Origin of the sequence: Burkholderia seminalis (genome assembly GCF_001718535.1) — a bacterium.
In the GTDB taxonomy this organism is placed as follows: Bacteria; Pseudomonadota; Gammaproteobacteria; order Burkholderiales; family Burkholderiaceae; genus Burkholderia; species Burkholderia seminalis.
The window spans coordinates 1084800-1107256 of the sequence record NZ_CP013400.1; the positions used below are offsets into that span (position 1 = coordinate 1084800).

The 22457-nt window shown below is 69.2% G+C and carries 21 protein-coding genes; 11 read left to right on the forward strand and 10 right to left on the reverse strand.

What is annotated here, in order from left to right:
- Nucleotides 1-10: 10 nt before the first annotated feature.
- The 3 genes from WJ12_RS25630 to WJ12_RS25640 are packed head-to-tail and all read right to left on the reverse strand — an operon-like array spanning nt 11 to nt 2708.
- Entirely contained in the window at nt 11-1051 is a 1041-nt protein-coding gene (locus WJ12_RS25630) for a 2,5-dihydroxypyridine 5,6-dioxygenase NicX family protein (RefSeq protein ID WP_034185885.1), read from the reverse strand.
- A gap of 47 nt (nt 1052-1098) precedes the next feature.
- The gene (locus WJ12_RS25635) at nt 1099-1929 is read right to left on the reverse strand and encodes an alpha/beta fold hydrolase (protein ID WP_059558274.1); all 831 of its coding nucleotides are present in this window, start codon (nt 1927-1929) and stop codon (nt 1099-1101) included.
- Nucleotides 1930-1955: 26 nt separating this feature from the next.
- Complete coding sequence (locus tag WJ12_RS25640; RefSeq protein WP_059558273.1) at nt 1956-2708, reverse strand: maleate cis-trans isomerase family protein; 753 nt, start codon at nt 2706-2708, stop codon at nt 1956-1958.
- Between the two features lie 296 nt (nt 2709-3004).
- Between WJ12_RS25640 and WJ12_RS25645 the strand changes: the two genes are divergently transcribed.
- The 4 genes from WJ12_RS25645 to WJ12_RS25660 all read left to right on the forward strand — a co-directional run bounded on the left by WJ12_RS25645 (nt 3005) and on the right by WJ12_RS25660 (nt 7778).
- A complete protein-coding gene (locus WJ12_RS25645) occupies nt 3005-4162 on the forward strand; it encodes an FAD-dependent monooxygenase (RefSeq protein WP_059558271.1) in 1158 nt (385 codons plus the stop codon).
- Nucleotides 4163-4335: 173 nt separating this feature from the next.
- A complete protein-coding gene (locus WJ12_RS25650) occupies nt 4336-4839 on the forward strand; it encodes a (2Fe-2S)-binding protein (protein WP_059558270.1) in 504 nt (167 codons plus the stop codon).
- Nucleotides 4829-7222: a c-type cytochrome gene (locus WJ12_RS25655; RefSeq protein ID WP_059558269.1), complete on the forward strand. Its 2394-nt coding sequence runs from the start codon at nt 4829-4831 to the stop codon at nt 7220-7222. The genes WJ12_RS25650 and WJ12_RS25655 overlap by 11 nt, the downstream gene beginning before the upstream one ends.
- Before the next feature lie 223 nt (nt 7223-7445).
- Nucleotides 7446-7778: a hypothetical protein gene (locus WJ12_RS25660; RefSeq protein WP_034185891.1), complete on the forward strand. Its 333-nt coding sequence runs from the start codon at nt 7446-7448 to the stop codon at nt 7776-7778.
- Between the two features lie 121 nt (nt 7779-7899).
- Here the strand turns inward: WJ12_RS25660 and mmsB are convergent, their stop codons facing one another.
- The 3 genes from mmsB to WJ12_RS25675 all read right to left on the reverse strand — a co-directional run bounded on the left by mmsB (nt 7900) and on the right by WJ12_RS25675 (nt 11763).
- Nucleotides 7900-8790, reverse strand: coding sequence for a 3-hydroxyisobutyrate dehydrogenase (gene mmsB, locus WJ12_RS25665; protein ID WP_059558268.1), 891 nt, complete (start codon nt 8788-8790; stop codon nt 7900-7902).
- Between the two features lie 14 nt (nt 8791-8804).
- Nucleotides 8805-10331: a CoA-acylating methylmalonate-semialdehyde dehydrogenase gene (locus WJ12_RS25670; protein ID WP_034185893.1), complete on the reverse strand. Its 1527-nt coding sequence runs from the start codon at nt 10329-10331 to the stop codon at nt 8805-8807.
- Nucleotides 10332-10443: 112 nt separating this feature from the next.
- Nucleotides 10444-11763, reverse strand: coding sequence for an MFS transporter (locus WJ12_RS25675; protein WP_034185894.1), 1320 nt, complete (start codon nt 11761-11763; stop codon nt 10444-10446).
- A gap of 159 nt (nt 11764-11922) precedes the next feature.
- On the opposite strand from WJ12_RS25675, the gene WJ12_RS25680 reads away from it, so the two are divergent.
- Nucleotides 11923-12882 carry a LysR family transcriptional regulator gene (locus WJ12_RS25680; protein ID WP_059558267.1) on the forward strand — a complete coding sequence of 320 codons (960 nt, stop codon included), beginning with the start codon at nt 11923-11925 and terminating at the stop codon, nt 12880-12882.
- 109 nt (nt 12883-12991) lie between these two features.
- Complete coding sequence (locus tag WJ12_RS25685) at nt 12992-13783, forward strand: hypothetical protein (protein ID WP_059558266.1); 792 nt, start codon at nt 12992-12994, stop codon at nt 13781-13783.
- A gap of 180 nt (nt 13784-13963) precedes the next feature.
- Here the strand turns inward: WJ12_RS25685 and WJ12_RS25690 are convergent, their stop codons facing one another.
- Nucleotides 13964-14686, reverse strand: a complete 723-nt coding sequence (locus WJ12_RS25690; RefSeq protein WP_059558265.1) for a haloacid dehalogenase type II — start codon at nt 14684-14686, stop codon at nt 13964-13966.
- A gap of 412 nt (nt 14687-15098) precedes the next feature.
- Here WJ12_RS25690 and WJ12_RS25695 point away from each other — a divergent pair, with 412 nt between their 5' ends.
- Nucleotides 15099-17345: a putative bifunctional diguanylate cyclase/phosphodiesterase gene (locus tag WJ12_RS25695; protein ID WP_059558263.1), complete on the forward strand. Its 2247-nt coding sequence runs from the start codon at nt 15099-15101 to the stop codon at nt 17343-17345.
- Nucleotides 17346-17358: 13 nt separating this feature from the next.
- On the opposite strand, the gene WJ12_RS25700 is transcribed toward WJ12_RS25695, so the two are convergent.
- Nucleotides 17359-18423: a diguanylate cyclase domain-containing protein gene (locus WJ12_RS25700; RefSeq protein ID WP_034185899.1), complete on the reverse strand. Its 1065-nt coding sequence runs from the start codon at nt 18421-18423 to the stop codon at nt 17359-17361.
- A 55-nt stretch (nt 18424-18478) separates the two neighbouring features.
- Nucleotides 18479-19483: a chemotaxis response regulator protein-glutamate methylesterase gene (gene cheB, locus WJ12_RS25705; protein WP_034185900.1), complete on the reverse strand. Its 1005-nt coding sequence runs from the start codon at nt 19481-19483 to the stop codon at nt 18479-18481.
- 48 nt (nt 19484-19531) lie between these two features.
- Between cheB and WJ12_RS36105 the strand changes: the two genes are divergently transcribed.
- A complete protein-coding gene (locus WJ12_RS36105; protein ID WP_156444790.1) occupies nt 19532-19714 on the forward strand; it encodes a hypothetical protein in 183 nt (60 codons plus the stop codon).
- 115 nt (nt 19715-19829) lie between these two features.
- A complete protein-coding gene (locus WJ12_RS25710) occupies nt 19830-20258 on the forward strand; it encodes a hypothetical protein (protein ID WP_059558646.1) in 429 nt (142 codons plus the stop codon).
- A gap of 58 nt (nt 20259-20316) precedes the next feature.
- Here the strand turns inward: WJ12_RS25710 and WJ12_RS25715 are convergent, their stop codons facing one another.
- The gene (locus tag WJ12_RS25715; protein WP_034185901.1) at nt 20317-20541 is read right to left on the reverse strand and encodes a hypothetical protein; all 225 of its coding nucleotides are present in this window, start codon (nt 20539-20541) and stop codon (nt 20317-20319) included.
- A 269-nt stretch (nt 20542-20810) separates the two neighbouring features.
- Between WJ12_RS25715 and WJ12_RS25720 the strand changes: the two genes are divergently transcribed.
- Complete coding sequence (locus WJ12_RS25720; RefSeq protein WP_049035857.1) at nt 20811-21500, forward strand: DUF969 domain-containing protein; 690 nt, start codon at nt 20811-20813, stop codon at nt 21498-21500.
- On the forward strand, nt 21497-22447 hold the full coding sequence (locus WJ12_RS25725; protein WP_034185903.1) for a DUF979 domain-containing protein: 951 nt from the start codon (nt 21497-21499) through the stop codon (nt 22445-22447). The genes WJ12_RS25720 and WJ12_RS25725 overlap by 4 nt, the downstream gene beginning before the upstream one ends.
- Nucleotides 22448-22457 lie beyond the last annotated feature (10 nt).

Sequence of the window (22457 nt, forward strand, 5' to 3'; positions counted from 1 at the left end):
TGCTCGTCGGTCAGGCGGGTTGGTCGGTCACGCGGCCGTCGCGCACGACGGTTTCGCCGTCGAGTTCGACCGTGCAGCGGCGCAGCGGGATGTCGATGTGGCAGGTGGTCGTGCGCGTGCCGCCGCCTTCGTTGTTCGGGCCGAGCGAGAACAGGAAGTTGCCTTCGAACGCGCGCGCATCCATCCCGATCGTCGCCTCGCGGTCGTACAGCCCGAGCGTCGACCAGCGCGCGCGCGGCTGCAGCCCCCAGCCGATATGCGAAATCGCATAGCCTTCGGGATCGGCGAACGTTTCCATGTAGTCGCGCAGCAGGTCGGCGTCGACGCCGCCTTCGATGCGCGTCGCATAACCGCCCTCGACCGTCAGCGCGATCGGTTCGGTCACATAGTGCTTCTGCGGCAGCAGGATGTCGCCGCGATCGATCACGATCGTGCCGCGCGCGGTGCGGTCGTTCGGGTAGGTCAGCGCGAAGCCGCTCGGCCAGTGGTCCCAGCGGCCCGGCGCGTCGACGAAGCCGTATTCGGCCGTCGGCGGGAATTCGCCGAGCGGGCACACGAGCGCGGTGCCGGCCGCCGACGTCACGCGCATCTCGCGGGCGGCGGCGATGGTCTTCGCGGCGGCGAGCACGCGCGTGCGGTCGGCCGGCGTCGGCACCATCCGCACGAGCACTTCGGGCGGCTCGACCGCGAGCAGGATTTTCGTGCCCGATTTCAGGATCGCGTGCTGTTCGGGCGAGAACAGCAGCGTCATCAGGTCGAGCACGAGGTCGCTCTCGCGCAGCGCGGCGATCGCGGCCTTGTTGCCGGTCAGCGGCGTCGTGCCGAGATAGGCGAGCGGGTCGCGGCTGAATGCCTTGTCGCCGTTCACCGGCGGCAGGTCGAGCCGGTTGACGATCGCGCCCATCGATTGCGTCGCGATCAGCGCGCACGACAGCGTCTGCGGATGGGTGGCCGCGCTCGTCAGGATCGTGACGGTCTGGCCCGGTTCGAGGCGCGACAGCGTGAGCACCTGCTTCCACGCGTCGATCAGTTGGGTATCGCTGACGGGCATCGTCGGCTCCGGTTATGGCGTGAAGAAAAGGGGCGGGCGTCGGGCGGTCAGGCCGCGAGCGGCGCGCCGAGGAAGTCGCCGAACGCCGCGTAGAAGCCCGCCGCGTTGTCCCATGGAATCATGTGGCCGGCGTCGGGCACGCGCACGTGCCGCATCGACGGCGTCGCGCGCTGCAGTTCGGCGACATCGTCGTCGCGCACCACGTCGCCGCGCTCGGCCGTGATCAGCAGCGACGGCACGGCCAGCTGCGCGGCATCCGCGTGGAAATCGTCGGTATGGAATCCCTCGTACGAAGCGCGCACCGCGCGTTCGTCGCAGGTATGCAGCCATTCGGCGCGCAACTGCAGTTCGGCATCGGTCCAGGTCGGACAGAACGCGCGCATCCCGTCGGCGTCGGTGCCCGCGCGGGCCAGCGCCATCGAGTCGATGTACCACGGCAGCTTGCCCGGATAGTCGCGGCGGTTCGGGCCCGAGACGGGCGGGTCGACGAGCACGACCGATTCGAGCCCGCGGATGCCGCGCCGCGTCGCGCGCGCGGCGATCCGCGCGCCCATCGAATGGCCGACGAGGCTCGTGCGCGGCAGGCTGAGCGCGGCGACCAGCGCCGCGATGTCGTCCGCCTGCGCATCGAGGCTGTAGTCGAGCGACGGCGACGCGTCCGACAGCCCGCGGCCGCGCACGTCGAGCACGTAGGTGTCGAATGCCGCGCCGAACGTTTCGCCGACGAAGCCCCACGTGATCGCGGGGCTCGTGATGCCGGGGATCAGCACGATCGCCGGGCGCGACGCGCGCGCGCCGGCCGTGCCGCCATAGCGCAGGTAGTGCTGGCGGATGCCGTTCGCGCGGATGTTCGCGCCGTAGAGGAAGGTCGAGGACATGAAGGGACTCCGTTCGAAGGGCGCGCTCAGTACGCGCCGGACAGCAGCGCGCCGGCGCCCGGCACGACGGGTTCGAGATCGAGCTCGCGCAGCATCGCGTAGGTGGTCGCGATCGCGGCCGTGACGACCGGCTTGCCCGTCATCGCCTCGACCTTCGCGACGGCCGGCAGCGACGGCATCTGCACGCACGCGGACAGCACGATCGCATCGGCATCCTGGTACGGCAGCGTCTTCACGATGTCGGGCAGGCGCGCCGGATCGTGGCGGCCGACGTCGAGATTGTCGGGAATCTCCAGCGCGCGGTAGGCGAGCACGTCGAAGCCTTCGTGGCGGATGTAGTCGACCACGAGTTCGGTCAGCGGCAGCATGTACGGCGCGACGACGACGATGCGCTTCGCGCCGATCACCTTCAGCGCGTCGACGAGCGCACCCGCGCTCGTCAGCACGGGCGCCCGCGCGCCGTTGTCGGCCGTGTGTTTCGTGAGGCGAGCCTGCGACACGCGGTGGTAGCCGTGCCCCATCGCCATGATCGCGACGAGGCAGGCGTAGCCGAGCACGTCGACGCGCGCATCGCTCAGTTCCACCGCGCAGCGGTCGGATTCGGCATCCATTGCCGCGAGTTCTTCCTTGACGACCTTCTTCATCCGCATCCGGCTCGAATGGAACGTGAAGCGCTCGGGACGGATCGTTTCGCGCAGCCGCAGCATCGCCGGGATCTCGGTTTCCATCGTCGTGTTGGAACTCGGCACGATCTGGCCGATGCGGTAGGACTTGCTCATGACGGGGGCTCCGTGTCGGTAAGGGAGGGCGGCACGCAGGTGCGGGATCGCCGGATGTCGAGCAAAGTCTAGTGTGTACATTTGAAAATGGCAATGGATCAAAATGAGGTTGCGCCTGCCATACCTGTTTGTATAGATGGATATTCGAGGAATTATTGGTGTTTTCCCGTATGTGGCAGAGACGCCAAACAATCCGCTTGTCCTGAGTAAATTGAGTGTGTACGCTACATAAACGCCATTCAATCCGCCCGTATCCGTGCCGTGTTCGGCGCCGGGCCCACGATCAGGAGATCCGCATGAGCAAACCCCGTATCGCAATCATCGGCGCCGGTCTCGGCGGCACGGCCGCGGCTGCGCTGCTGCAGCGCGGCGGTTACGACGTCGCGCTGTACGAGCAGGCGCCCGCTTTTTCGCGCCTCGGCGCGGGCATCCATCTCGGCCCGAACGTGATGAAGATCATGCGGCGCATCGGCTGCGAGGACGCGCTGGAGACGATGGGTTCGCATCCGGATTGCTGGTACAGCCGCGACTGGCGGACGGCCGACGTGCTGTCGCAGATCCCGCTCGGCGACTACGCGCGCAAGACGTACGGGGCGAGCTACCTGACCGTGCACCGCGGCGATTTCCATGCATTGATGACGCAGGCGGTCACGCCCGGCACGATCCGCTTCGGCAAGCGGCTCGCGGCGGTCGAGGACACCGGCGATGCGGTGCGCCTGACGTTCGCCGACGGCAGCGTCGAGACGGCCGACATCGTGATCGGTGCGGACGGCGTGAATTCGCGGATCCGCGAGCATCTGCTCGGCGCGGAACCGCCGCGCTACACGGGTTATGTCGCGCACCGCGCGGTGTTCCCGGCGTCGCTGCTCGGCAACAAGCCGTACGACATGTGCGTGAAGTGGTGGTCGGAGGATCGCCACATGATGGTCTACTACGTGACCGAGAAGCGCGACGAGTACTACTACGTGACCGGCGTGCCGCAGGCCGAGTGGCCCGAGGGCGTGTCGATGGTCGACAGCAGCCGCGACGAGATGCGCGAGGCGTTCGCGGGTTTTCACGCCGACATCCAGCACCTGATCGACGTTTCGCCGTCGATCACGAAGTGGCCGCTGCTCGAGCGCGATCCGCTGCCGTTGTGGAGCCGTGGCCGTCTCGTGCTGCTCGGCGACGCATGCCATCCGATGAAGCCGCACATGGCGCAGGGCGCGGCGATGGCGATCGAGGATGCCGCGATGCTCGCGCGCTGTCTCGACGAAGTCGGCGTCGGCGACTACGCGGGCGCGTTCGCGCTGTACGAGGCGAACCGTGCGGCGCGCGCGTCGAAAGTGCAGCGCGTGTCGCACAACAATACGTGGCTGCGCACGAACGAGGATCCGTCGTGGGTATTCGGTTACGACGTGTTCGACGTGCCGCTCGTCGCGCCGTCGCGCGGCGACGTGGCGGCCGCGGCCTGACGCATCCACGGTGCCCGTGCCGGGCCGGCGCCTGGCCGTCGCGGGAATCGAGGCGCGCAGGTACGTGCGCATTTCGGCGTGTTATATGTCAGGGGCGCGCTGGCGGGTGCCAGCCGGCGGCCGTGCCCGCCGCCGGCCGTCACGGCCGGCACGCCGCATTCCGGATCCATTCAATGTCCCATCCCGCATCTCCGTCGCGGCCGCTGGCGTTTCGCGTGAACGGCACGCCGCATACCTTCGACGAGGCCGCACCCGACGCGCCGCTGCTGCTGGTCCTGCGCAACGACTGCGCGCTCAACGGCCCGAAATACGGCTGCGGGCTCGGGCAGTGCGGGGCGTGCACGGTGCTCGTCGACGGGCAGGCGACCCGCTCGTGCGTCGTGCCGGCCGCCGCCGCGAACGGGCGCGACGTCATGACGCTCGAAGGGCTCGGCTCGCGCGACGCGCTGCATCCGATCCAGCGCGCGTTCGTCGACGAGCAGGCCGCGCAATGCGGTTATTGCCTGAACGGGATGATCATGAGCGCGAAGGTGCTGCTCGAACGCAACCGCGCGCCGGACGACGCGGCGATCCGCGACGCGTTGCGCTTCAACCTGTGTCGCTGCGGCACGCATCTGGAGATCATCCGTGCGGTGCATCGCGCCGCACGTTATCTGCGAGACGGCGATGAAGCGTGACGCGCGCCTGCCTGCGCAGCCGGAGCGCGCGGCGGCGCCCGACACGCGCGACGCAACTGCCGCCGAGGCATCGCATGCGCACCGCGCGCGCTACGAATGGCCGATCGGCGACGCGCACGCGCGTGCATCGTTCGATATCGAAACGCAGACCGCACCCGACGGGCGGATGATGGCCTGGCGCTATCGCGCGCAGGCGGCCGGCGCGGATGGGCACGATGCTCGCGGGGCTGAAGACGCGCGAGCGGATGCGGGCCCGGCGTCGCCGTTCGTCTACCGGCACGCGCGGACGTCGATCGAGCTGGCCGATGCCGGCGCAGCGATTCCCGGCCACGCGCACGCCTTTGCCCGCGAATCCTTCGTCGACGAACTCGCCGGCGCGTTGCGGCGCGACCCGGTCGCGCTGCGGCTGCAGCATCTCGATGCCGCGCGGGATGCGGGGCCGCGCGAGACCATCCGGATGGTCAGCGAGCGCGCCGCGTGGGGCGCACCGGTCGCGGCCCGCGCGACCCCGCCGTCGACGCTCAGCGGTCGCGGCTTCGCCTTCGACGGCGAGCCCGCGGCCGAATCCGGCGACGCCCGTCATGACGGCGATCCGCACTGGTCCGCCTGGGTCGTCGATCTCGATGTCGACCGCGCGACGGGCGACGTCGCGGTGCGGCGCGTCGTGGCTGGACAGGGCGTCGGCGAGCCGGGCGACGCGTCGACGGTCGGCGTGCCCGCGTGGCAGATCGAAGCGGCGATTTCGCGCGTGATGGGGACGCGGCTGACCGCGCGTCCCGCGCATGACGAAGCCGGGGCCGACGCGCAGCCGGACGCGATCGCGCTCGAGCTGGCTGTATCCGACGCAGCGGCGCCCCGTGCGCACGGTGAGCTGTCCGTACACGATGCGCGGCGGATCGAACAGGCGGCCGCGCCGGCCGCGGCTGCGATCGCGAACGCGCTGTACGACGCGACGGGCGTGCGTTTTCGTGCGCCGCCGTTCGATGCCGCGCGGATTCGCGCGGCGCTTGCGCAACCGGTGCCGGTCGATGCCGCCGACGGGTTGCATGCGGGCCCGCGCCGCGCGTCGCGCTGGCGCCGCTGGCTGGCCGGCGCAGGGGCGGGCGGTGTGGTCGGCGGGCTGCTCGGGCTGGCGTGCGCGATCCTGCCCGGGCACGCGCCGATTGCACCGATTGCGCCCGGCGGCGCGGACGGCGCGATGTGGAGCGCCGCGACCCTCGAACGTGGCCGCCAGGTTGCCCTCGCCGGCGATTGCGCGGTGTGCCACACGGCGCCCGGCGGCGCGACCAACGCTGGCGGGCTCGCGCTCGATACGCCGTTCGGCACCATTTACACGACGAACCTCACGCCCGATCCGGAAACCGGCATCGGCGCCTGGTCATATCCGGCGTTCGCCCGCGCGATGCGAGAAGGCATCTCGCGCGACGGCACGCACCTGTACCCGGCGTTCCCTTATACGGCGTTCGCGAAGCTGAGCGAGCCCGACTTGCTCGCGCTCTATGCGTACCTGATGTCGCAGCCGCCGGTGAAGCACGTACCGCCGCCGACCAAGCTGCCGTTCCCGCTCGACCGGCGGCGTCTCGTTGCCGGCTGGAACTGGCTGTATCACGACGCGCGGCCGTTTGCGCCGGACCCGGCGCGCTCGGCGATGTGGAATCGCGGCAAGTATCTGGTCGACGGCGCCGGGCACTGCGGCGCATGCCATACGCCGCGCAACGCGCTCGGTGCGGAGAAGGGCGGCCTGGCTTACCTGTCGGGCGGCGAAGCCGAGGGATGGGTCGCGCCGCCGCTCGTCGCGTCGCCGGCTTCGCCCGTGCCGTGGAGCGAAGGCGCGTTGTTCGACTATCTGCGCACGGGCTTCTCGGCGCAGCACGGCGTCGCGGCCGGGCCGATGGCGCCGGTCGTCGCGGGGCTCGCGGCGCTGCCCGAGCACGACGTCCGGGCGATCGCGCACTATCTGGCGTCGCTGTCGCCGCCCGTCGATGCCGCGCTCGCCGCGGACGCGGCGACCCGCCAGGTGCGCGGCGCGGAAACCGTCGCGACGCTCGGCCTCGAGAACGGCCGCCGCGCGTTCGACGCGGCGTGCGCGGTCTGTCATGCGGAATCGGGCGGCGTCGGGCATTTCGGCGTGCGTCCGCTGATGGGGCTCAACACGAGCGTCAGCCAGGCGGCGCCGGACAACCTGCTGCGCGTGCTGCACCACGGGATCGCCCAGCCGGCGACCGACCATCTCGGCTACATGCCGGGCTTCGGCGAGGCCTTCGACGACCGCCAGATGGCCGAGCTGGCCGCCTACATCCGGGCGCGCTACGCGCCGGGGCAGCCGGCGTGGCGCAATCTGGCGGAAACCTCAGCGAGGATCCGCCAGGCGGGCGTGCATTGACCGTCGCACCGATGTGAGCGGCCGGACCGGCATGGGGCAGGGCGAAATGACCTGTCCGACGAAAACGGTCGCTGGCGATGGCTGTAAATCTTGCCTGAATCGGCCATCGTTTAACCATTCGAAACAATGTGTTCACTGAAAGGGGCATGATCTCCGGCGATCGGGCAGGCATACTGTCGCCTATGTTGCTCAATGCACGTCGGACGGCGTGCGCTTGCCCCCCATGTCCATTCCAGTCTCTTTTCGAACCCTGCGATGGTTGACCGTCGCGGCTGCCGCATGCTTGCTCGCCGCGTGTTCGACCGCTTCCGACGTGACCGCGACGTCGAACCCGAACGTGTACACCGTGACGACGCGCACGGTCGGCGTGTCGACGACGTGGGCCGACGCCCACGAGAAGGCCGTCAACGAAGCCACCAACTACTGCACGCAGCGCGGGATGCGCGCGAGCATGAAGACGGAATCGCTGACCGGCGGCCGCCGTGTCGACGCGCGCTCCGAACTCGCGTTCGAGTGCCATCCGACCTTCGAGACGGCCTCGAACCCGCGCGGCTGAACGAACGGCGGTGCCGGTCGCACCGCCGGCGCCCGCATTTCCTCCCCCTGCATGCAGCCCGACCCGCGAGGCCGGACCGGCCCGTCGCGGGTCGGTGCACGTGCGGCGTCGGCCGTGCGGGTCAGGCCGGCTGCGCCTCGTACAGCTTCACGCACGCGGAGAAGTCGAGCGTGCCGAGCCCCTGCTGGCTCATCGATTGGTAAAGCTGCTGCGCGAGCGCGCCCATCCACACCGGTTGATGCGCGCTCCGTGCGGCCTCGGTCGCGAGCCCGAGGTCCTTCAGCATCAGGTTCGCCGCGAAGCCGCCCGCATAGCCGCGCGCGGCCGGCGCCGTCTCGCTCACGCCCGGATACGGGTTGTACGTGTCCGAACTCCAGCAGCGGCCGGTCGACGTGTTGATGATGCCGGCCAGCACGGCCGGATCGATGCCGAGCGCCGCACCGAGCGCCATCGCTTCCGACACGCCCATCATCGAGATCCCGAGCAGCAGGTTGTTGCAGATCTTCGCGATCTGTCCGGTACCCGTGCCGCCGCAATGCACGACGTTCTTGCCCATGTCGAGCAGCACGGGGCGGATGCGCTCGAACAGCGCACCGTCCGCGCCGACCATGAAGGTCAGCGTGCCGGCCTGCGCGCCGCCGGTGCCGCCCGATACCGGTGCGTCGGCGAGCGGGAAGCCGCGTTGCGCGGCGGCGTCGGCCACCGCGCGCACGGTGCCGGGATCGATCGTGCTGCAGTCGATCAGCGTCGCGCCGGCGCGTGCGCCGGCCAGCACGCCGTCGTCGCCGAGATAGACGGTGCGCACGTGCTGCGCGGCCGGCAGCATCGTGATCACGACGGCGCCGTGCGCCGCCGCTTCGCGCGGCGAGCCGGCCGCCGTCGCGCCCGCGCGCAGCGCGGCATCGACCGCGTGCGCGTCGAGGTCGAACACCGTCAGCGCATGGCCGGCCTTGAGCAGGTTGGCGGCCATGGGGCCGCCCATGTTGCCGAGCCCGATGAATGCGATTTCCATGTGCAGGCTCCCGGTCAACGCAGCGCGATCGTCGTGTTCACGCCGCCGGCCGTCGCGTCGTCGTCGAACCAGCGCGCGGTGACCGTCTTGGTCTGCGTGTAGAACTGCACGACCTGCTTGCCGTACGGCCCGAGATCGCCGAGCTTCGAGCCGCGCGAACCGGTGAAGCTGAAGTAGGGCACCGGCACCGGGATCGGGATGTTGATGCCGACCTGGCCGATGTCGATCTCGCTCTGGAACTTGCGGGCGGCCGCGCCGCTCTGCGTGAACAGGCCCACGCCGTTGCCCATCGGGTTGCGGTTGACGAGCGCGATCGCGTCGTCGAGCGTGTCGGCTTCGAGCACGACCACCACCGGCCCGAAGATTTCCTCCGTATAGATCGACATGTCGGTCGTCACGCCCGAGAAGATCGTCGGGCCGACGAAGTTGCCCTGCTCGTAGCCGGGCACCTTCACGTCGCGGCCGTCGAGTTCGAGCTTCGCGCCGGCCTTCACGCCTGCTTCGATCAGCGCGGTGATGCGCGCATGCGCGGCCTTCGACACGACCGGGCCGACATCGGTGCCCGGTTCGTGGCCCGCATTGACCTTCAGCGCCTTCGCCTTCTCGACGAGCTCGGGCAGCCAGTCGCGCGCCTTGCCGACCAGCACGACGACCGACGTCGCCATGCAGCGCTGGCCGGCCGCGCCGAAGCCCGCGCCGACGAGCGCGTTGATCGACTGCTCGCGGTGCGCATCGGGCAGCACGACCGCGTGGTTCTTCGCGCCCATCATCGACTGCACGCGCTTGCCGTGCTGGCTGCCGAGGTTGTACACGTGCGTGCCGACGCGCGTCGAGCCGACGAACGAGATCGCCTTGATGTCCGGATGCGTGCACAGGCGGTCGACCACCGTCTTGCCGCCGTGCACGACGTTCAGCACGCCTTGCGGCACGCCGGCCTCGATCGCGAGTTCGACGAGCTGCATCGTCGACAGCGGGTCCTGCTCCGACGGCTTCAGCACGAACGTGTTACCGCAGACGATCGCCATCGGGAACATCCACAGCGGGATCATCCCGGGGAAGTTGAACGGCGTGATGCCCGCGCACACGCCGATCGGCTGGCGCAGCGTATACGTGTCGACGCCGCCCGCGACGTTCTCCGCGAACTCGCCCTGCTGCAGCGTGCCGATCGAGCACGCATGCTCGACGACTTCGAGGCCGCGGAAGATGTCGCCCTGCGCGTCGGGCAACGTCTTGCCTTGCTCGGCGGTCAGCGTATGCGCGATCCGTTCGAGATTGCGGCGCACGAGATCCTGGAATTTCAGCATGATGCGCAACCGCGCACCGATCGGCGTCGTCTTCCAGGTCTGGAACGCGCGCTGCGCGGACGCGATCGCGGCATCGACCTCGTCGAGCGTCGCGTACGGCACGCGGCCGATCGTTTCCTGCGTCGCGGGGTTGACGATGTCGCCCCATTCGGCGCTTCGCGAGTCGACGAACGCGCCGTCGATCAGCAGCTTGGCGGTGGGCAGGGCGAGGGTGGTCTGGGGAACTGCGGCGTTCATGGAACTCTCCGGAAAACGGTGGGGCGATGACAAAGGGCGCCTGCTTCCGCCGCGCGTGCACGCACGGCGGAGCACAGGACGAAAGGGGTTCGACTGGCGGCCGGCGGCAGGCTCAGGTGCGCGCCGGACGCATCAATGCGGTACACACGAGCGCGAATACGCCGAAGCCGACGAGGTACGCGATCACGTAGTGCGGCTGGCCGCCGCCGGCCTTGAGCAGCGACGTCGCGATCATCGGCGCGAAGCCGCCGCCGATCACGCCGGCCAGCTGCACCGACAGCGAGATGCCGCTGTAGCGGATTTCCGCCGGGAACTGCTGCGCGAACAGCAGCGATTCCGGCGCATAGAGGATCGGGAACACGACGCCGAGGCCGAGCACGATCGCCCACCACGCATACGACGTCTGCTGCGTGCCGAGCATCATGAAGAACGGCGCGGCGAACGCGCACATCAGCACGAGGCCGATCGCGAACATCCGGCGCTGGCCGATGCGGTCGCTCAAGTGGCCGCACAGCGGCATCGTGACGAGCGACAGCGCGGCGCCGGCCGTGATCGCGTGCAGCATCTCCGCCTTCGGCAGATGCAGCTGCTGCGTCGCGTAAGCGAGCGCGAACGTGACGACCATGTAGAACCACGTGTTCTCGGCGGCGCGTGCGCCGACGATCGTCAGCACTTCACGCGGATGGCGGCGCAGCGCGGCCGTCACCGGCGACTTCTCGGCCTTGCCCTGGCGCTGCATCTTCTCGAAGTCGGGCGATTCGGGCACTTTCGCGCGGATGAACCAGCCGAGGCCGACGAGCGCGATGCTCGCGAGGAACGGCACGCGCCAGCCCCACGACAGCATGTCGGCTTCCGGCAGCGCGGCGACCGCGGCCATCGCGACCGACGACAGGATCAGGCCGAGCCCGACGCCCGTCTGCGGCAGGCTGCCGAACAGCCCCTTGCGGCCCTTCGGCGCGTGTTCGACGGCCATCAGCACCGCGCCGCCCCATTCGCCGCCGACCGCCATGCCCTGCAGGAAGCGCATCGCGATCAGCAGCGCGGCGGCCCAGTAGCCGATGCGGTCGTACGACGGGATCAGCCCGATGATCATGCTCGGCACGCCCATCAGCAGCAGCGTGATCATCAGCATCGACTTGCGGCCGATGCGGTCGCCGAAGTGGCCGAACACGATGCCGCCCATCGGCCGGCCGATGAAGCCGACCGCGAACGTGCCGAATGCGGCGAGCGTGCCGACGACGGGGTCCAGCGACGGGAAGAAGATGCGGTTGAACACGAGCGCGGCGGCCGTGCCGTAGAGGAAGAAGTCGTACCACTCGATCGTCGTGCCGGCCATGCTGGCCCAGCCGGCCAGCAGGTAGTGCTTCGCGGTGCGCTCGGGCGCCGGCGTCGCGATGGTCGCATGCTCATCGAGGGTGGATCGGGTCTGCATGGTGTCTCCGGTTTTATTGCCTGCAGCTCATGGTCCGCAGGTCAGGGTCGAGTATAGTTATGCGCGGATTCATCATGTACCGATAAAGAAACCGGTTGGATGTGCATTTATGCATATCGACGGCCGGCCCCGAGACGCCAGCCCCTTTTCCCCTCGCCGATGCGACATGCCACCGAGCCGGTTTCCGGCAACCTGAACTGGGACGACCTGCGGTTCTTCCTCGAAGTCGCGCGCACGCAGCGCGCGAGCGGCGCCGCGAAGCGGCTCGGCGTCGATTACACGACCGTCGCGCGGCGCGTGCGCGCGCTCGAGGCGGCGATGGGCACGCTGCTGTTCGACAAGTCGCGCTCCGGCGGCTTCACGCTGACGGCCGAGGGGCAGCGGCTCGTCGCGTATGCGGACGCGATGGAGACGACCGTGCAGTCCGCGTGCGACCAGATCGCGAACACGGGCGAGGCGCTGTCGGGCCACGTGCGGATCGGGTCGACCGAAGGGTTCGGCTGCTTCTTCCTCGCGCCGCAGCTCGCGCAGTTTCGCGCCGAACATCCGCACGTGACGGTCGACCTGCTGCCCGTACCGCATTTCGTCAACCTGCCCAAGCGCGAGGCCGATCTCGCGATCACGCTCGAGCGGCCCGAGCGCGGGCCTTACGTGGTCACGAAGCTGTGCGACTACCGGTTGCGGCTCTATGCGACGCGCGACTACCTCGCGCACCACGCGCCGATCACGTGCACGGACGATCTCGCGCGGCACACGTTCATCAGCTACGTCGACGATCTCGCGTTCAGCAACGAGCTGCTGTACCTGGATCGCGCGGTGCCGGGCGCGACGGCCGGGCTGCGCACGACGAGCGTGATCGCGCAGTATTTCGCGGCGCTGCAAGGCGGCGGGCTCGCGATCCTGCCGTGCTTCATGGCGGCCACGCAGCCGGCGCTCGTGCCGGTGCTGCCGGACGATGTCGTCGTCACGCGGTGTTTCTGGCTGACGTGCCGCGAGGATCTGCGCAAGCTGCGGCGCGTGACCGCGCTGTGGGATTACCTGCGCGCGGCGGCGGACGCGAATCGCGCGCTGCTGTCGGGCGAAGCGGGGACGTTGAAATTCATCGGCGAGGCGGAATAGCGACGCGCGTGCTCGCTCGTCGAGATGGCGACGGCGGCGACGTGATCGGCATCGATGGAAAAACGGCCGACGGTAATCGGGCCGGCTCGCGGGAGAAAGGGGAGGGCAGATGGCTTTGACGCATGCGGGCAAGGTTTTCGTGGTTTGTGTGGCCGTATTCGGCGTGGCGGCGTACTGGCTCGCCGCGCGCATGGTGCGCCGCCAGACCGGCGGCAAGCGCGGGGCTGGCGGCGCGGTCGCGTTCTGGTGGCTCGTGTGTTTTTGCCTGGTGTCGCTGTTTTTCCCGTTCGCGTACTGGATCGGCGACGAACTCCGCGAACTGGCGGTGTCGCCGAAATACGAGGCGACCGTCGTGTCCTACCAGTCCGAGTGGGACACCTGCGAGCGGCGCGACAGCAGCGGGCGCACCGAGCGCTACCGGTGCATCATGTACACGTCGATCCTGGAAGCCGTGATGCCGGATGGCAAGCGGGTCGTGCTGCCGGGCAACGTCCGCTCGGGCGGCGTGCCGGAGATCGGCGAGAAGATCGATGTCGTGTTGCCGGCCGGGGCGACGCAACTGCATGAACGCAGCGTGCGCAGTATCGGCCTGCTGGCCGGTGGGGCGTTGATGGTCGCGATCATCGGGTATTTCGTCTACCTGATCGCGGCGTACGGCGCGGGAAAGAACATCGACGGTGCGGCGCGCTTTGGCATGGCGGCGGTGATGAACGGGCTCGTGCCGCTCGGCGCGCTGCTGATGGAAATCGGGTTCCTGAGCGTGCCTTACCGCTACTGGGCGCACGGGAACCCGGAGCAATGGCCGGTGTGGGTGCTGGCGCTTTCCATGGTGTTCGCGCTGGCGCTGCTGCCGTTGCTGCTGATCTATGCGCGGACTGCATGGCGCGCGGTGGTGAAGTAACGGAGGCGGGGTGACGTCGGGTGAGCACCGTCCTCAGCGCGCGAGCGGCTTCAGGCCGGTGTGGCGGATCTGCCTGTGGATCCCGCCGACGCCGGCCCGCCGGTATGCGGCGCGCAACTCGCGGCGCAGTACGATCGCGGTGTAGGGGCGTGCCGTGCAACCGGCACTCAGCCCGGGCACTCAACCCGGGCACTCGAGCCGGTCCGCGAGTTCGTTCAGGTCCCTGACGTCGAAATCCCACGCGTCGTCGGCCTGCAGGTCGGTCGTCTGGCCGGGCCCGTGCTCGGTCGGCCGCAGCACGAATGCGGTCGACAGCCCCTGCCGGCGCGCGGCCGCGAGATCGCCGTTGTGCGCCGCGACCAGGCACAGCTCGGCGGGCGCGAGGCCGAGAAGGTCGACGGTGTCGGTGTACACCTGCGGCGACGGCTTGTACGCGCGAACGACTTCCGCGCCGAGGATCGCATCCCAAGGCAGCCCCGCGCGCTTCGCGACGTCGACCATCAGCCGGATGTTGCCGTTCGACAGCGGCGCGATGATGAAGCGCCGCTTCAGCCGGTGCAGCGCCGCGACCGCGTCGGGCCACGGGTCGAGGCTGTGCCATGCGAGGTTGAGCGTGTCGATGTCCGCGTCGGGCACGCCGTCGATGCCGAAACGGTCGAGCGTGCGGACCAGGTTTTCGCGATGCAGCACGTCGAGCCGCACGTAGCGGCGGCGCCCGCTGCGGATTTCTTCCATCGACGGCGAGTATTCGGCGCGCCAGGCATCGGCGAACACGAACGGGTCGAGGGTCGGCGCGTGGCGCTCCAGGAACGCGGCGGCGCCGCGTGCGACACCGCTTCTCCAGTCGACGATCGTTCCGAAGACATCGAAAACGAGCGCCTTGATTTCGGCAGGGTTCGTCATGGTGATCCAGTGAAGGTCGTTCGGTGAGGGTACCTATCGCCGGGCCGCCGGAATGCGCGACGCCGGTTCCGTCGACATTGAATCACGGATACGAAAACGCGGTCTGGCCGGCCGCGATGCTGTCCGATAGCAGCCGGCACGGCCGACGATGCCCGAGGCGTTCGCAGACGCGCGAACCTTTCGGAAGGCTGACCGCCGGCCGCGAGCGGCATCGCGACCGAGCGTAACCCCTGATGCACACGGACGCGCGGGGCGTCCCGTATTGGTGTTAAATATATTTCGGCGCACCCTGGCTCGGTGCGCGAAAACGGGGCGCACCGGGCATCGGCGTAAACCCGGAGCGAAAACGGCACGAAGGATCGATAACGAATCGGGCGCATCAGACCCGATCGGACAGACGGCAGGATTCATCTTGAATACCGAACCGCGGAGCTCTCGTTACAGCCTCGGTCTCGCGGCGGAAGTACTCGCGTCCGAGCAAAGCGTGCTGAGGCTGATCACGCGCAATACACCGCTGCCGGAACTGTTGGTCGAGGTCTGCCGGCGCGCCGAGACTTTGCTCGGCGATGGCGCGTCATGCACGATCCTGCTGCTCGATGCCGACGGCATGCACGTGCGCGTCGGCGCCGCGCCGTCGCTGCCCGCGCAGTACAGCGCCGCGATCGACGGCGCGACGATCGGCCCCGCGGCCGGCTCGTGCGGCACGGCGATGTACGAGCGCCGGATGGTCGCCGTCGAGGACATCGAAACCGATCCGCTGTGGGCCGACTACCGTGGCGTCGCGTTGCCGCTGGGCCTGCGCGCATGCTGGTCGGTGCCGTTCGTCGACGACGCGGGTGCCGTGCTCGGCGCGTTCGCCGTCTATCACCGCCGGCCGCGGCGGCCCAGCGACGAGGAAACCGAACTGTTGCGCGACATCGGCAACAGCGTCGGCCTCGCGGTACACCAGGACCGGATCGCGCGGCAGCTCGCGCGCAGCGAGGAACATCACCGGCTCGTCGTCAACAGCCTGAACGAAGGCATCCTCGTCGTATCGCGCGACGGCATCGTGATCGCGAGCAACCCGAGCGCGAGCCGGATGCTGCGCGTGAAGGGCGATCTCGTCGGCCGCCGGCTGTCGACCCTGATCCCGCGCAAGCTGCGCGAGGACGGCACGCCGATTGCGCCGCACGACTGGCCGAGCCGGCGTGCGCTCGAGACGGCCACGCCGATGCTCGACTACACGGTCGGCTTCGGCCTCGCGGACGGCGACATCATCTGGGTGCGCGGCAACGCGGTGCCGATCGTGCGGCCGGGCGAGACGCAGGCCGATTCGGTGCTCGTGTCGTTCAACGACATCGGCCCCGTGCGCGAAGCGCAGCAGCAACTGCGCTACCTGGCGACGCGCGATGCGCTGACGGGCCTCTACAACCGCCGCTGGCTCGCCGAGCGCATGCGCGAGCTGTTCGGCGGGCACGATGCGGGCCGGCCGGCACGCGTCGCGATCCTGTTCATCGATCTCGTCGGGTTCAAGAAGGTCAACGACACGGCCGGGCACGACGCGGGCGACGCGCTGCTGCGCAGCGTCGCGGCGCGGCTCGCGGCCTGCGCGGGCGGTCGCTACGCGCTGACGCGCGTGGGCGGCGACGAGTTCGTGATCCTCGTCGACGACTGCGACGATCCCGAGCGCCTCGCGGTGCTGGCGCGAGAGGTGATCGACGCGATCGCGAAGCCGTTCGCGATCGCGAACAACGAGTACTGGCTCGGCGTGTCGATCGGGATCAGCGTCGCGCCGCGCGACGGCGACGATGCGGTCACGCTGATGCGCAACGCCGATTCGGCGATGTACGACGCGAAGCAGCGGGGCCGCAATCACTTCACGTTCTTCACCGCGCAGCTCAACCTGCGGCTGCAGCGCCGCTTCGCGGTCGAGCAGTCGCTGCGGCGCGCGCTGACGTCGGACATGCTGCGGCTCGCGTACCAGCCCGTCGTCGACGCGCGCAGCGGCCGCACGGTCGGCGCCGAAGCGCTGCTGCGCTGGACCAGCCCCGAACTCGGGCCGATGTCGCCGGCGGAATTCATCCCGGTCGCGGAAGATACGGGGCTGATCGTCGCGATCGGCCAGTGGGTGCTCGAAACGGCCTGCAGGCAGATGGCCGAGTGGCGCCGCACGATCGCGCCGGACCTGATGCTGGCCGTCAACCTGTCGCCGCGGCAGTTTCACGAAGGGCTCGTCGAGTCGGTCGGCCGCTGTCTCGCGCAAACGCGGCTCGATCCGTCCGCGCTCGAGCTCGAGATTACCGAAGGACTGCTGATGAATGACACGGATACCGTGCTGCCGATGCTCGAAGCGCTCACCGACATGAACGTGCGGATCTCGGTCGACGATTTCGGCACCGGCTATTCGTCGCTCGCTTACCTGAAGCGTTTCCCGCTGCACAACCTGAAGGTCGACCGCTCGTTCGTGTCGGGCGTGCCCGATCACCACGACTCGGTCGCGATCACGCAGGCCGTCGTCGCGATGGCGCATTCGCTCGGCATGAAGGTGACGGCGGAGGGCGTCGAGACGCAGGCGCAATCGTGGTTCCTGCAGCAGATCGGCTGCGACATGCAGCAGGGCTACCTGTTCAGCCGCCCGCTGGACCCGAACGACTACGCGCGCCGGCTCGGCGCCGCGTAAACGGACGGGCGGCTCAGTCGCGTGGCACGCCGAACCCGCCGGCGCCGGGCGGCGGCGGCGACGAATCGATCTCGACGCGGTTCTTGCCTTCGTGTTTCGCGCGGTACAACGCGCGGTCGGCCGCCTCGATCAGCACGGTCGTCGGCAGGCCGGGCGTGGGCACGATGCTCGCGCCGCCGATGCTGATCGTCACGGTGTTGCCGGTCGACGAATGCGCGTGCCGCAGTTGCAGCGCCTCGACCGCGAGCCGGATCTTCTCGCCGAGCAGCCGCGCGGCGCCCGGCGACGTGGCCGGCATCACCACCGCGAACTCCTCGCCGCCGAAGCGCGCGGCGAGATCGCCCGATTGCCCGAGGCAGCGCTCGATGGTCGACGCGATCTGCTTGAGCACGCTGTCGCCCGACACGTGTCCGTACGTGTCGTTGTACAGCTTGAAATTATCGACGTCGATCATCAGCAGCGACAGCTCGCTGCGCTCGCGCGTGCCGCGGCGCCATTCGGCCGCCAGGTATTCGTCGAGATAGCGCCGGTTCGACAGCCCGGTCAGGCCGTCGGAATGCGTGAGACGCCGCAGTTCGAGATTGGCCTCGAGCAGTTGCTGCTGCGATTGCCGCAGCGCGCGATAGGCCTCGTCGCGCTGCAGCAGGTTCATGTACGAGCGCGAGTGGTAGCGGATGCGCGCGACGAGCTCGATGCGGTCGGGCAGCTTCACGAGATAGTCGTTCGCGCCGGCCGCGAACGCGGCGCTCTTGATCACGGGTTCTTCCTGCGTCGACAGCACGATGATCGGCACGTCGCGTGTCGCCGCGTTCGCGCGGTACGACTTCACGAGGCTCAACCCGTCGATGCCGGGCATCACGAGGTCCTGCAGGATCACGGTCGGCCGCGTTTCGATCGCGGTGGTCAGCGCGTCGTCCGAGCGCGGGCAGTAGTGGAAGTCGATGCCTTCCTCGTCGACGAGCGCGCGCCGGACGGCTTCCGCGACGATCGTCTGGTCGTCGACCAGCAGCACCATGGCCGGCACGTCGGCGCTCGGCGTGGTCGGGCTGCCCGGCGGGCGGGTCAGGTCGCTAGTCATGTTCGATGCGGTGTGTTGCGAGGGCAGGCATGGGTGTTGCGCGGGTTCATCGGGCTCAGATCCGGGCGAGCGCCGCCAGCTCGCCCGCGATGCGGCCGAGCGGCAGGATCGCGCGCGCCGCGCCGAGCGTCGCGGCCGCCTTCGGCATGCCGTATACCGCGCTGGTCGCCTCGTCCTGCGCGATCGTATGGTAGCCCTTCATCCGCAGCGCCTTCAGGCCGATCGCGCCGTCGCGTCCCATTCCCGTGAGCAGCACGCCGATCACGCGGCCGGACCAGTGCTCGGTCAGGCTGTTGAAGAACACGTCGACCGACGGACGATACGGCGTCGCGGCCGGCTCGCGCGTGTATTCGAGCGTGCCGGCGCGGGTGATGCGCAGGTGGTCGTCGGTCGCGGCGAGCAGCGCGACGCCCGGTTGCGGGCGGTCGCCTTCGCGCGCGACGCGCACGGTGAGCGGCGTCTGGCCGTCGAGCCATTGCGCCATGCCTTCCGCGAACGCGCGGTCCACGTGCTGCACGATCACGATCGGCGCGTTGAAATCCGCCGGCAGGCCGCCGAGGATCGATGCGAGCGCGCCCGGGCCGCCGGCCGACGCACCGATCGCGATCAGCGGACCGCCGCCGGCGCGCGCGGCCGTACCGGCGAGGCGCGTGCCGTCCGGCGCGTCGAGCAGCCGGCCGATCTGATCGATCTTCGCGAGCAGGAGTGCCGTCGTGTCGCCGGCCGCGCCGGCGCCGAGCCGCGGCGTATCGACCGCGTCGAGCGCGCCGGCGCCCATCGCCTCGAACACGCGCCACGCATTCGCGCCGATGCAGCTCGTCACGATCAGGATCGCGCACGGTCGTTCGGATCGCATGATCCGCCGCGTCGCTTCGATCCCGTCGAACTTCGGCATGATCAGGTCCATCAGCACGACGTCGGGCGGCTGCGCGGCGCACAGTTCGACGGCCTGCGCGCCGTCGGTCGCGACCCACAGCACGCGGTGCTCGGGTCGTCGCGCGATCGCGCGGCGCATCGCCTCGACGGCAAGCGGGAGGTCGTTGACGATGCCGATGTTCACAAGCGGAATGCTCCGGTCGGTTCGTAGTGTTGGAGATGGGCCGGGTTCATGGAAAGCATGGCCTGTCCGGCGCCGCCGAACGGCATCGGCGGGCGGACGGCACGGAATTCTTTTCGGTTGGCGACGCCCGCATGCTGTCATGCGGCGCGAGCGGCGGCAATCGAAAAATTCGCGCATGGCGCCGTTTCAGTGTTTTTGCTCTATGACGGTGCGGTGTTTTCCGGCGCCTGAGGGCGGCGGCCCGGTGCCGGCCGTGCATGTCGGGGCGACGGATCGTGCCGACGCGCCGTGCGGAAGCCGGCATGTTACCGTGCCGGCGTGGACAAAAAAGAAAGAGGAGAGCCTGATGACCGTGCCCGATACCGTACTCGTCAGCCGCGACCCGTACGCACCGATCGTCATCGAGCGGGCCGGCCGGTTGCTGTACCGGATCTTCATCGAGAGCGGACATGCGTCGTTCTGCCGCGATTTTCCGGTCGAGCCGGACGCGGTGCGCGTGCTGCGCGACGACGCCGAGCGCAACTACTTCCTGTTCGCGGCACTTCACCATCCGTACCAGCTGAGCGCGACGAACCTGTCCGACGCGGAGCGCGCGCGCTATTTCAGCACCATCCTGTTTGCCGGCCGCGACGAGGTCGAAGCCTTCATGACGGAACTGGACCGCGCCAGTCACGGCGCGCTCGCCAACCTGCTGAGGATCTTCACGCAAGCCGACTACCGGCAACTGCGCGCGGGCCGGTGGTTCGGCATGGGCGCGGGCACGCCGGCCGCGTAGCGGGCCGGATCGGCCACACCGGGCTGCCGGCCGCACGAGCCGATGCGCGGCCGCGCCGTCAATGGCTGCGCGCGTAGCCCTGGATCAGCGCGCGCATCATCCCCTCGACCGTCGCGTCGCGCAGGTCGCTTTCCTGCTCGGCTTCCTCGACGAGCGCGGCATAGGCCGTCGCGAGCGTCACGCGGTCGACTTCGTGGCGTTGCTCCATCAGCGTCACCATCCCGTCCTTCGCCAGATGAGCGGAGAACGCGCGGCTGCCGATGGTCTGGAATACGTCAATCATGGCGGCTCTCCCGTCCGTTGCCGATGCTTTCCAGTTTAGTCGGCGGCCATGGGCTCCGCCACGCGCGCCGGCCGCCCGATTCCTCCGATGAAATACCGCCGACACAGGGTGCGTGCACGGTGTTCGCCGGTTTCAACGTTTACCCGAACCTGTAATTTGTCGACTTTTTATCGATAAAGTCTCGTGTTAGATTGCGCCGTCCGAGCCCGGTCGAAACCGGGCGGGCAGCGCGTTGCCTGGGTGCCGCGCATCCGACACAAGGAGGGGAAATGCTGGTGCTGATTGGGGTGCCGATCGTGGTGATCGGTTTCGCGCTGCGCTTCAACGCGCTGCTGGTGGTCACGATCGCGGGGCTCGCGACCGGGCTGGCGGGCGGCCTGAATCTGGTCGACATCGTCAGCGCATTCGGCAAGGCGTTCACCGAAAACCGCTACATGGGGCTGATCTGGCTGACGCTGCCGGTGATCGCGCTGCTCGAGCGCAACGGGCTCAAGGAGCAGGCGCGGCAGATGATCTCGCGCGTGCAGGCGGCGACCACGGGCCGCGTGCTGATGCTGTACTTCGTGCTGCGCCAGGCCACGGCCGCGCTCGGCCTCACGTCGCTCGGCGGCCATGCGCAGATGGTGCGGCCGCTGATCGCGCCGATGGCCGAAGCCGCCGCCGTCAACCGGCACGGCGAGCTGCCCGACGCGGTGCGCCAGCAGATCCGCGCGCATGCGTCGGGCGCCGACAACGTCGCCGTGTTCTTCGGCGAGGACATCTTCATCGCGATCCAGTCGATCCTGCTGATCAAGGGCTTTCTCGAGCAGAACGGCATCGCGATCGAGCCGCTGCACCTGTCGGTATGGGCGATCCCGACCGCGATCGCCGCGCTGCTGATCCATTGCACGCGCCTCGCGCTGCTCGACCGCCGGCTGACGCGCGGCTTCGGCCTGGTGAAGCAGGAGGGCGCGCGATGATCGGCCTCGAATCGCTGTACACGCTCGCGGGGCTGATGTTCGCCGCGTTCGCGTACTTCAACCTGACGGATCGCACGAACCCGCGCCGCGTCGTCAATTTCGCGTTCTGGGCGATCTACGCGGTCACGTTCCTGCTCGGCGCGCGGCTGCCGCACTTCGTGACGGGCTGCCTCGCGATCGCGCTGGCGGTGATCGCCGGCTCCGGCAAGCTCGGGCGCGGCAAGTCCGACGAAGCCGGCGACGCGGCGGCCGCGCGGCGCGAGACGCTCGCGCGGCGTTTCGGCAACCGGCTGTTCCTGCCCGCGCTGCTGATTCCGGTCGTCACGCTGATCGGCACGTTCGCGCTGAAGCTCGTGCCGTTCGTCGAACCGAAGAGCGTGACGCTGATTTCGCTCGTGCTCGGCACGATCGTCGCGTTCGTCGTCGCGCTCGCGATGCTGCGCGATTCGCCCGTGCATGCGCTGAAGGAAGCGCGTCATACGATGGACGCGGTCGGCTGGGCCGCGATCCTGCCGCAGATGCTCGCGGCGCTCGGCGCGCTGTTCGCGGTCGCGGGCGTCGGCGGCGTGGTGTCGGGGCTCGTGAAGGACTGGGTGCCGATCGATTCGCCGTTCGCGGTGGTGGCGGCCTACACGGTCGGCATGGCGCTGTTCACGATGATCATGGGCAACGGCTTCGCCGCGTTCCCGGTGATGACGGCCGGCATCGGCCTGCCGTTGATCGTCCACCAGTTCCACGGCAACCCGGCGATCGTCGGCGCGATCGGGATGCTGAGCGGTTTCTGCGGTACGCTGATGACGCCGATGGCCGCGAACTTCAACATCGTGCCGGCGGCGCTGCTCGAACTGAAGGACAAGAACGGCGTGATCAAGGCGCAGTGGCCGACCGCCGTGCTGCTGCTCGCCGTGAACACGCTGCTGATGTATGCGTTCGCATTCCGCTTCTGATTCGATGGAC